The 6,110-nt window shown below is 61.5% G+C and carries 5 protein-coding genes; 3 read left to right on the forward strand and 2 right to left on the reverse strand.

Going from position 1 to position 6,110, the window contains the following annotated elements; all coding sequences use genetic code 11:
- Positions 1–130 precede the first annotated feature (130 nt).
- Positions 131–706, reverse strand: coding sequence for a malonic semialdehyde reductase (locus tag AC30NL_RS20210; protein ID WP_489465778.1), 576 nt, complete (start codon positions 704–706; stop codon positions 131–133).
- Positions 707–749: 43 nt separating this feature from the next.
- On the opposite strand from AC30NL_RS20210, the gene AC30NL_RS20215 reads away from it, so the two are divergent.
- Both AC30NL_RS20215 and AC30NL_RS20220 read left to right on the forward strand, forming a co-directional pair.
- The gene (locus AC30NL_RS20215; protein ID WP_489465779.1) at positions 750–1,184 is read left to right on the forward strand and encodes a DUF1841 family protein; all 435 of its coding nucleotides are present in this window, start codon (positions 750–752) and stop codon (positions 1,182–1,184) included.
- A gap of 89 nt (positions 1,185–1,273) precedes the next feature.
- Entirely contained in the window at positions 1,274–2,935 is a 1,662-nt protein-coding gene (locus AC30NL_RS20220) for an amidohydrolase (protein WP_489465780.1), read from the forward strand.
- 101 nt (positions 2,936–3,036) lie between these two features.
- Here AC30NL_RS20220 and AC30NL_RS20225 read toward each other — a convergent pair whose 3' ends face one another.
- Positions 3,037–4,827, reverse strand: coding sequence for a gamma-glutamyl-gamma-aminobutyrate hydrolase family protein (locus AC30NL_RS20225; RefSeq protein ID WP_489465781.1), 1,791 nt, complete (start codon positions 4,825–4,827; stop codon positions 3,037–3,039).
- Between the two features lie 742 nt (positions 4,828–5,569).
- Here AC30NL_RS20225 and AC30NL_RS20230 point away from each other — a divergent pair.
- Positions 5,570–5,950, forward strand: coding sequence for a hypothetical protein (locus tag AC30NL_RS20230; protein ID WP_489465782.1), 381 nt, complete (start codon positions 5,570–5,572; stop codon positions 5,948–5,950).
- Positions 5,951–6,110 lie beyond the last annotated feature (160 nt).

Here is a 6,110-nt window from a genome sequence, read left to right on the forward strand (position 1 = left end):
ATTTCGAACGTGTCCGAGCAGCACGTCAAAAGGCGCCTGATCTAGGCGCAAAGCGCAGCCATAGCTTGGCTACGGCGAGCATTTGCAACGACGAGCAGGGGTCTCGAAATACTCTCAGCCTCTCAGCCTCTCACACCAGTTGGCAGGCTTCTTCGAACGAGAGCCGCGGGCTGCGCGCGAAGATCTTGCTCGGATCGCCCTTGCCCAGCGAGCAGACGAAGTTGGTCCGCACCGTGGTGCCTGCCCAGAAAGTCGCGTCCATCTTGTCCGAATCGAAGCCGCTCATCGGCCCGCAGTCAACGCCCAGGCTGCGCGCAGCGAGCATGAAATAGGCGCCTTGCAGGCTGCTGTTGCGAAACGCCGTGTTTTCGATGACCGCCGGCTTGCCCGCGAACCACGAGCGCGCGTCGGTGTGCGGAAAAAGCTGTGGCAGTTTTTCGTAGAAGGCCATGTCCATGCCGATGACTGCGACGACCGGCGCAAGTTGTGTCTTCTCCTGGTTGCCGGGCGACATGCAGGGCAGCAGCTTGGCCTTGGCCTCGGGCGTGGTCACGAAGATGAAGCGTGCCGGGCTGCAGTTGGCCGAGGTCGGGCCGAACTTCATCAATTCGTAGATCGCACGCAGCTTGGATTCTGGGACGGGGTCGGGGAAGAAGCCGTTATGTGAGCGGGCTTCCGTGAAAAGCTGTTCAGTGGTGACGTTCATTGGAGGAGAGCGTGAGTGGATGGGATCGAGCGACAATTCTGCAATGTTTACTCCATCTCAGAACGACGTCAGGCGATTCTTTTGCGAAGCCTTCCGCAAGCGCCGTGAAGGCGGCATGATGACTCCGCTTGAGATCGTCGCCGCCGATTGGATCGGAGAACATCCCGAATATCACGACGATCTCTCGGACCTTGACGCAGCGCTCGCCGCGGTATTCGACGTGGAGGCAGGGCGGGCGAATCCCTTCCTGCACTTGTCCATGCATTTGTCGATCAGCGAGCAGATCAGCATCGACCAGCCCCGCGGCATCAGGCAGGCCTTCGACCTGCTCGCTGCCAGGCGCGGCTCAACGCACGAGGCGCATCACGAGGTGATGGAATGCCTGGGCCAGATGATGTGGGAGTCGCAGCGCAGCGGCAGGCCGCCGGATGGCGAGAAATACATCGATTGCATTCAGCAACGCGCGACGAGGGATTGATAAGTTCCACGGGGCATCAACCGAGGTGACTTAGGCTAGGTGCGTCGCGGCAGGCGCAGGCGTCAAATGTCCGGCTCCAGGAGGGCCGGATGTCGTTTCTTCTTTGTTCTCTTCGTTTGCTTCGACGTGCAGCAGGTATCGGCGGATTTATCGCAACTGCTGCCGGGGCCGCACCGCAGCTGGTGCTCGTCAATGCAGACATCTTCACCGCCGACCCCGCACAGCCGCGCGCCCAGGCATTGGCGATCGAGGCCGGACGCATTGTGGCGATCGGGCGCAACGAGAAGATCCGTGCACTGGTCGGCCCGCAGACGCGCGTGGCCGATGCCGGCGGCCGTCTGGTGACGCCTGGCTTGATCGAGTCCCACGCACATGTCGGGTGGGACTTGCCCACTCCAGCGCTTGCGCTGCCCGGCGATCAGTTCCGCGGCCCGGGCGCCGACCAGGTGCTTGCCGCCGTCGAGCGGGCCGCGAGAACTCAGCGCGACTGGATCAGCGCATGGATCGGCGTGATTGCCGCACGCGACAAGCGCAACTGGCGCGAGGCGCTGGACAAGGTCGCTCCGTCCACGCCCGTGCTGCTGCGCGGCTTCTGGGGGCACACCACCATCGTCAACAGCGAGGCGCTGCGTCGGCTCTCGATTTCGGAAGACGTGGTCGACCCGCTGGGCGGCTGGTGGGGCCGCGATGCCGCGGGCAAGCTCAACGGGCGCGTGTACGAAGCCGCGGAAGACCTCGAGCAGCGTATTGCGGAGCCGTCGGCGCAGCGCATGGCGCCGATCTTCGCTGCGTCGGCGCGGCGCTACGCACATTGGGGCGTGACATCGATCCACCTGATGAGCAGCATGATGCCGCTGAGCACCACCATTGACACCTTGCGGCGGGCATCGACACCTCAGCGATGGACGGTCTATTCGTGGGCTGGTCCAGTGGCGAGAGTGTCGGAAGGATGGAGCCAAATCGATGCTGCGCAAAGAACGCGCTTGCCGGACCGGATTCGCGTCGGCGGTATCAATTTGGCGCTCGACGGTACGTCACTGGAGCAAATGGCCCGACGCAGGGACGCGTACATCGGTCGACCGGACTGGTTCGGCCGTTCCAACTATTCGGATGCCGCTTTGCGCGAGATTCTTCGTGCGGCCTTGCGCAGCCCGCATCAACTTTCCCTGCACGTGGTTGGCGACGGCGAGACCGAACGACTTCTTGCGGCCATGCGCGAACTGGCGCCGGCTTCGGTGTGGCGAGACAAGCGAGTGAGGATGGAACGCGGCGACGGAATCCGTGCGGACTTGTTGGAGAGCGTTTCCGAGTTTGGGGTGGTGGTGGTGATCAACCCCACGCACCTGCCACCGCCGACGGCCGACGGCGGACCGCCCGCGCCTCCATCACGCCTTGCGTTGATGCGCAGCCTCGAAGATGGTGGCGTGCCCATTGCGATGGGATCGGACGCGGCAGGCGATCAAGCCAACCCGTTTTTCAACATGATGATCGCGTGCAGCTACGGCGCCTCCCCGGGCGAGGCCCTGACGCGAGAACATGCCCTGCGCGCCTACACCTCCGGCGCGGCCTATGCGGAGCGGGGGGAGAAAGGAAAGGGGCGCCTGGCGCCTGGGATGGCGGCGGACTTGGCCGTGCTGTCGCAGAACGTGTTGACCGTGCCACTCGCGATATTGCCGTCGACAGTGAGCGTGTTGACGCTCGTGGACGGAAAAGTGATTCATGATGAGTTGCGTCAGCAGGCGAAGCGATGACGACAGTCCTGAGAGGCTGAGGGCTTGACGCGACGCTAGGCTCGACGATGCGCTGCTGGTCAAGGGCGAACGGCAGCGCAGCAAGGTGGGCGAGCCCTCGGTCAAAGTATTGCGTTGCACCCAAACGCAGACAGGGCACGCCCCCGCGACGTGGCAGAACTCCCGGTGGGGTCAACGGCACTCAGCCTCTCCCTCTGGCTGACAAGTGCTTCGGGCGTGATCCCGGCCTTGATCCGATGAGCTTTGGCCGCGTTGGACAAAATCCTCCAGAGCTCGTCGTTGCCCGGAGACAAATGATCCAGAATGCCACTGGCAACCATATCGCGAGGGTCTCGAAAGCCCCTGGTGTTCGAATTCGGTTGGACGTAAGCATTTGCCATGGCTTCGAGGCGCTTGTTGTCCAGTGCCGCACTGTCTTGCGGCGCCACTCCTTCATTGAAAAACTCTGGGTGGAACTGCAGGCCGATGATGGGGGCCCTCGTCTCTGACGATTCGAACGCCATGATGACCTTCCACGTGTTGTTGCCGGTCGCGGCATCCACGATGGTGCGTCTCAGCGAGGCGTGCAGATTTTCAATTCCGCTGTCGGCGTCCACCGCCTGGTGATGGTAAACAGCTGCACGAATGTCTTTCAGCGTGCGGCCGTAGATTCCGTGCATCTGTCCCGTGGTGGATTCCGACTCCCGGGCATCCTCGTCGAGGATGCGGACGCCAACCTGCTGTCCGACATGCTGATGCAGACTGGCGCCGAAATAGATGCCTGTCATCTGGAAGCCACGGCAGATCGCCATCAGGGGCACGCCCCGATGGAAGCAGTAGTGAACGAGCCCCAGCTCCAGCAACGAACGCCGGTAATCACCCTTCCAGTCGTTTTCCGGAGCCTGTTGGTGCCCGTAGAGTTTCGGCGAGACGTCTTCCCCGCCAGGCAGCACGACTGAATCGACGTGTTCCACCAGCGTCCTTGCCTTGGCGATCACCCGGGAGGCGTTAGGCAGCGCCTGCGGGTTTTCGACTGCTTCGATGACGAGGCGCTGAGCGACTGGTTGCAGCCTATCGCCTCCTGCGTCGGACAGCCCCTCCAGGAAGCGCTCTACTTCAGCGTCCACCGCCTTCACGTCCAGCGTCGGCGCTCGCATCGCCACTCGCAGTGGAAGAGTGTTCGCGATGCCTGAAATCTTGGCGCCGACCCGCGGCACGCTGACCCCGCGCTCTTCCGGAAAGATCAACGTGGCCGTTGTAGGCTTCGTGAGCTTGGCCGTGGTCTTTGACGCAGCATCGATGTCAAAGTCCTGCTCGGTGCCGAAGAAGACCGTGTCGGTCAAATCGCTCTTTTCGATGCAGCAGTCTGACACCGCAGCCGACAAGAAATGCGTCCCCGGCAACGTGACTTCACGGAACTTGCAGCCGTTCTGAATTCGGGCATCTTCAAAGCTGCTGGCCGCAATGCCGCAGCGTTCGAACAACACGCCACTCAGCTTGGTGTTCACCATCATCACCTCGACGAACTGGCAATCCTTGAACGCGCAATCACGCAGTTGTGAATGCATGAAGGACGCATTGCGGAAGGTGCAGTTTCGGAATTCGCAGTCTTGCATGATCGACTTACTCAAGTAGTTCCAATCGAACTCGCAGTTGTCGAAGGTCATGCCCGACAAGTCAAGACCCTTCAGCGGCACGTACTGCCTCGAAAGCTTCAAGTCTTTCAGCATGGGCCCATAGCCGTGCTCGGACAGCGCCGCAGCTAACTCAATGCGAGGATCCTCTTTCGCACGGCGTTCTTTGCAGAGCCGCAGCACATCTTGCAAATGCTGGACGTCTGGCGAACTCCGCCTCGGCTCCACCTCGGCGTGGGCGGGCTCCGCCAGCGCCAATGGGCCGACGGGCGGCAGCATGGCCGCGAGCCTTGGCCGAAGGTCCATGCTTGGCTGAGAGCCGCTCGGGTTCAACCTTGGTCGCTTCTGTGGCGGCTCGGGATCTGGGCCGACCTGTTCTTGAGCGTTGGTTGAGCTCGCGGAGTCGATGGGTTTGTTGTCGATGAACGGGCTGTTGGCTGGAATCTTCACGTGATTAGTCCTTGCCTCACATCACCGTGCGCAGGGATTGCGCCGGCGAGCAGGCTGTCATTGCAGTTTCTCCCGGCGTGCAGAGCATTGCACACGCGTAAGCGAAGTGATTGCCTACAACACGAAATCATCGACGAGCGGGTCGAGTGCGCGACATCGACGTCGACGTGGCGGCTTTGGTCATGGAGCCAGCCTCACGTGCGCATGTGATTGCTCAGAGGCTGAGAGTTTTTCGAGCGTGTCCGAGCATCGCGTCAAAAGACACCTGATCTAGGCGCAAAGCACAGCCATAGCCCAGGCTATGGCGAGCATTTGCAACGACGAGCAGGGGTCTTTTGACGTGATGAGCGGGCATGATCGAAATACTCTCAGCCTCTTCTCAGTGCCCTGGATCAATTGGGCGAGCCGCAACGGCAGTGACGTATAGGGCCGACAGGTTCGTATGGCAACGAAGTTTTTTTGCGCCGCGTTTCGGGAAAGCGAACTGCATTTCGGATCTGCGGACGAGGCCGTGGCGGCTTTGGTGGATCGTAGAGGTGCGCAACAAGCCGCGCCAACCAAGGAGCACAACATGTCGCAGTCCCTCATCATCGCGCTCGCTGTCTCGTTCGTCGTCGCATTTCTCGAATGGCGGATTCTGAGCAAGATCCATGGCCGAACGATCTCTTCGATGCGCGAGCACTATCGCGCCGAGGCGCGCGTCGCAGCGGAGTTGCTTTCGCAATGCCGCCACCAGATCAGCCAGCTCAAGAGCGATCTTTCCAACGCGACGGCACTCTCTGCTCGTCTCTCCTTCAAGGTCGTGAGCAACTCGTCGGTGCCGCATGCGCAAGAGAACGACATTCTTTCGCACAGGCCGCATCCCCCGACCATATTCCAGCCGACGGAATTCCAGCCGACGGTATTCGCGGACACGACGGTCGAGGAAACCGATCGTCGCATGTTGGGTTGAGCGGTGTCAGAGGCTGAGAGTATTTCGAGCGTGTCCGAGCAGCGCGTCAAAAGGCACGTGGTCTAGGCGCAAAGCGCAGCCATAGCCCGGGCTATGGCGAGCATTTGCAACGACGAGCAGGGGTCTTTTGGCGTGATGAGCGGGCATGATCGAAATACTC

Source organism: Rhizobacter sp. (assembly GCA_021153565.1).
GTDB lineage: Bacteria > Pseudomonadota > Gammaproteobacteria > Burkholderiales > Burkholderiaceae_C > Albitalea.

Bases quoted from the DNA above. Each gene is read 5' to 3' on its own strand.
- AC30NL_RS20225 (WP_489465781.1), bottom strand. From the start codon at position 4,827: ATGCTGCCGCCCGTCGGCCCATTGGCGCTGGCGGAGCCCGCCCACGCC.
- AC30NL_RS20210 (WP_489465778.1), bottom strand. From the start codon at position 706: ATGAACGTCACCACTGAACAGCTTTTCACGGAAGCCCGCTCACATAAC.
- AC30NL_RS20215 (WP_489465779.1), top strand. From the start codon at position 750: ATGTTTACTCCATCTCAGAACGACGTCAGGCGATTCTTTTGCGAAGCC.
- AC30NL_RS20230 (WP_489465782.1), top strand. From the start codon at position 5,570: ATGTCGCAGTCCCTCATCATCGCGCTCGCTGTCTCGTTCGTCGTCGCA.
- AC30NL_RS20220 (WP_489465780.1), top strand. From the start codon at position 1,274: ATGTCGTTTCTTCTTTGTTCTCTTCGTTTGCTTCGACGTGCAGCAGGT.